Annotated in this window: 3 protein-coding genes and 1 pseudogene; all 4 read right to left on the reverse strand. The window is 44.5% G+C overall.

The genetic code is table 11. The features are described from left to right. Positions 1–321: pseudogene (locus F6K38_RS39470) on the reverse strand (hypothetical protein); the annotation flags it as partial. A 222-nt stretch (positions 322–543) separates the two neighbouring features. Next, complete coding sequence (locus F6K38_RS39475; protein ID WP_287360359.1) at positions 544–816, reverse strand: type II toxin-antitoxin system RelE family toxin; 273 nt, start codon at positions 814–816, stop codon at positions 544–546. After that, entirely contained in the window at positions 813–1,034 is a 222-nt protein-coding gene (locus F6K38_RS39480) for a hypothetical protein (protein WP_287314436.1), read from the reverse strand. Before F6K38_RS39480 ends, F6K38_RS39475 begins: the two co-directional genes overlap by 4 nt. Before the next feature lie 526 nt (positions 1,035–1,560). Further along, positions 1,561–1,992 (reverse strand): MerR family transcriptional regulator, encoded by a 432-nt coding sequence (locus F6K38_RS39485; protein ID WP_071104416.1) that lies wholly within the window; start codon positions 1,990–1,992, stop codon positions 1,561–1,563. Positions 1,993–2,420 lie beyond the last annotated feature (428 nt).

Genomic DNA, 2,420 nt, shown 5'->3' on the forward strand with positions numbered 1-2,420 from the left:
TAATGGGAATCGGGAATCGGGAATCGGGAATCGGGAATCGGGAATCGGGAATCGGGAATCGGGAATCGGGAATCGGGAATCGGGAATCGGGAATCGGGAATCGGGAATCGGGAATCGGGAATCGGGAATCGGGAATGGGTAGAGTGGGCATCTTGCCCGCTCGAAAAGAGTGAAGCGATCGCGCTGTGGGCTAGAATCGGGAATCGTGGCGTAGGGTGGGCAAATGCTTATCCTCTGACAATTTGTACTCGAATCCGGTGGATTTGCCCACCTTCCCTGAGGCTGTGGCGTAGGGTGGGCAAATGCTGACCCTCTGACCATTTCATCTGGAATCCGGTGGATTTGCCCACCCTACAAGCTTTATTTTTAATTTTTAATTTTTAATTTTTAATTACCACTAGAGGTCGATTTGCCCACCCTACAATAACTCTCAAACTTGATGAGACTTTTTGCGTGACCGAATTTGCCATTGTGCTATGCCTGATTGTCGGTTTTTTTTGGGTCAGTCTTTTTCTTTGTAAGTTTTATCTAGCGGCAATCAAATTATAACTTTTTAAGTAACTTATCATATTCAGTGTGAGAGCCAATCCAAAACCAAACTATTGTATCTGTCGTTTTCATAACTCCTACAGCACGCCAACCGATTCCCACCCTAACCGAGTATATTGGCTCTTGAGTCTGAAGTTTCTTAAACTCTAAACTTGGATGGTTGGGATTCTGTTTCCAAAGTTTATAATTTTTTCGTGCAGTCTGCTTTACTTTTTCGGGTAATTTACCAAAGCAGTTTACAAAGTCATTGGTTAATTCTGACTTCATAATTCATCAAAACCCATAACTTTCGTTTCCCCTATCTTAGATTCATTTAATGCTTTACGGGCTAATTCGTCTAGGAAAGAGGTTTGAGATTGTGATAATGTTTTTTGCCATTTAAGTTCATTCTCAATATCTTCGATTAACTGATGAGCAAGTTCGTCTTGTATCTCTTCTGGTAAATTTTGTGCTTTCTGAAAAGCCTCTGTTAATAGATAAGTCATTAATTTCAGTATTTATCTGGAAAAACGTCTCTAAATAAATGTTAGCAAAAGTCAAGTCACAGTAGAGTGGGCATCTTGCCCGCTCGAAAAGATCAGTAGGCGTAGGGTGGGCAAATTCATAGCCAATCACCATGTAATCTGGAATTCTGTCATTTGCCCACCCTACAATAACTATAGCTTTTGAATAAAATAAGCTGACGGCTGACAGCTGACGGCTGAATGCTTACTAGCGATCGCGCTTTCATACTTCCATGTCTTGGGTGAATCTCATATTTGAAAATTTTGCGTAGGGTGCGTTAGGGGGGCCTTCATTTTTCGCCTCGTAGTCAGGGTTTGGATAGCCCGCCCCGTAACGCACCACCGTGTCAAACAGCAAAAATGAGATGCACCCAATGTCTTGATGCAGCACTAAATGAAATAGATAATTTGGAATAGTCGCAAAGCCTTAACCGACTTAGCTAATAGCCGGAAAAGTACCACCAGCGATGCAGCGCGGTCTTGGGGGTTTCCCCCATGAGCGACTGCATCAAGAAATAAAGTGAATATCACTGAAAGTTTCGATCCACAAACGAGCACCACAATCAAGGGGATTATCCGGCTGATAAACAATCTTACAAGGACCAAGGATTTCCACCTCATTACCGTAGAGATTAGTGCCCTTTCGTTTAACTGAAATCACTGGCTTCCGGTCTTTGGGGCTTTTCTTGATATTCGAGCCAATGTGATTGCGATTGACATTAATCTTCGCTAAAGCGGTTGTACGACTAGTGCGCCATTTGCCCTTCGGTCCACGATTACCTTTAGTAATTTGTGGCAAATGGTTGAACAGAGGAATAATCCAGAATTTCCCGCTTTTATACGCACCCCGGACCCGACCCTTCTCTAGGAGTTGGCGCAATCGTCGAGAGGAAATTCCTAATAGAGATGCTGCTTCAGTAGTTCCAACGCACTTGTTCATCAGTGGACTCAGTTTTAACTATTCCGATAATACTAGTTAAAGGTATAAAAGGAAAATTGACAACTTGAGGGAATTTAGAATTTAGAATTTAGAATTCAGAATTGGGAATCGGGAATTAACGGAAGAGTTTAGGATACGGTTGGTGGATGCGTTCGCGCAGCGGCTCGTACCGAGCATCGCGTAGCGTGGCCTACGGCCAATCGCGCGCGCAGCGGCTCTTTGGATCGCGTAGCGGCTCTTATCGCGCAGCGGCTCTTGGCATCGCATATAGCTGTGGTCGAGAAATGGGTTCGTCCCGGCTCCAAGGTCCCATCCCACTACTTAATCTCACTACGGATAGCAATTCTGATCACAAGTGAGGTACACAGGATTTTTTTCCACTCCCGATTCCCGACTCCCGACTCCCGACTCCCGATTCCCGATTCCCG

Origin of the sequence: Moorena sp. SIO3B2 (assembly GCF_010692525.1) — a bacterium.
GTDB lineage: Bacteria > Cyanobacteriota > Cyanobacteriia > Cyanobacteriales > Coleofasciculaceae > Moorena > Moorena producens.

What these genes read in the sequence shown, in the direction of transcription:
- F6K38_RS39475 (WP_287360359.1), bottom strand. Translation starts at nt 816, where the DNA reads ATGAAGTCAGAATTAACCAATGACTTTGTAAACTGCTTTGGTAAATTA.
- F6K38_RS39480 (WP_287314436.1), bottom strand. Translation starts at nt 1,034, where the DNA reads ATGACTTATCTATTAACAGAGGCTTTTCAGAAAGCACAAAATTTACCA.
- F6K38_RS39485 (WP_071104416.1), bottom strand. Translation starts at nt 1,992, where the DNA reads ATGAACAAGTGCGTTGGAACTACTGAAGCAGCATCTCTATTAGGAATT.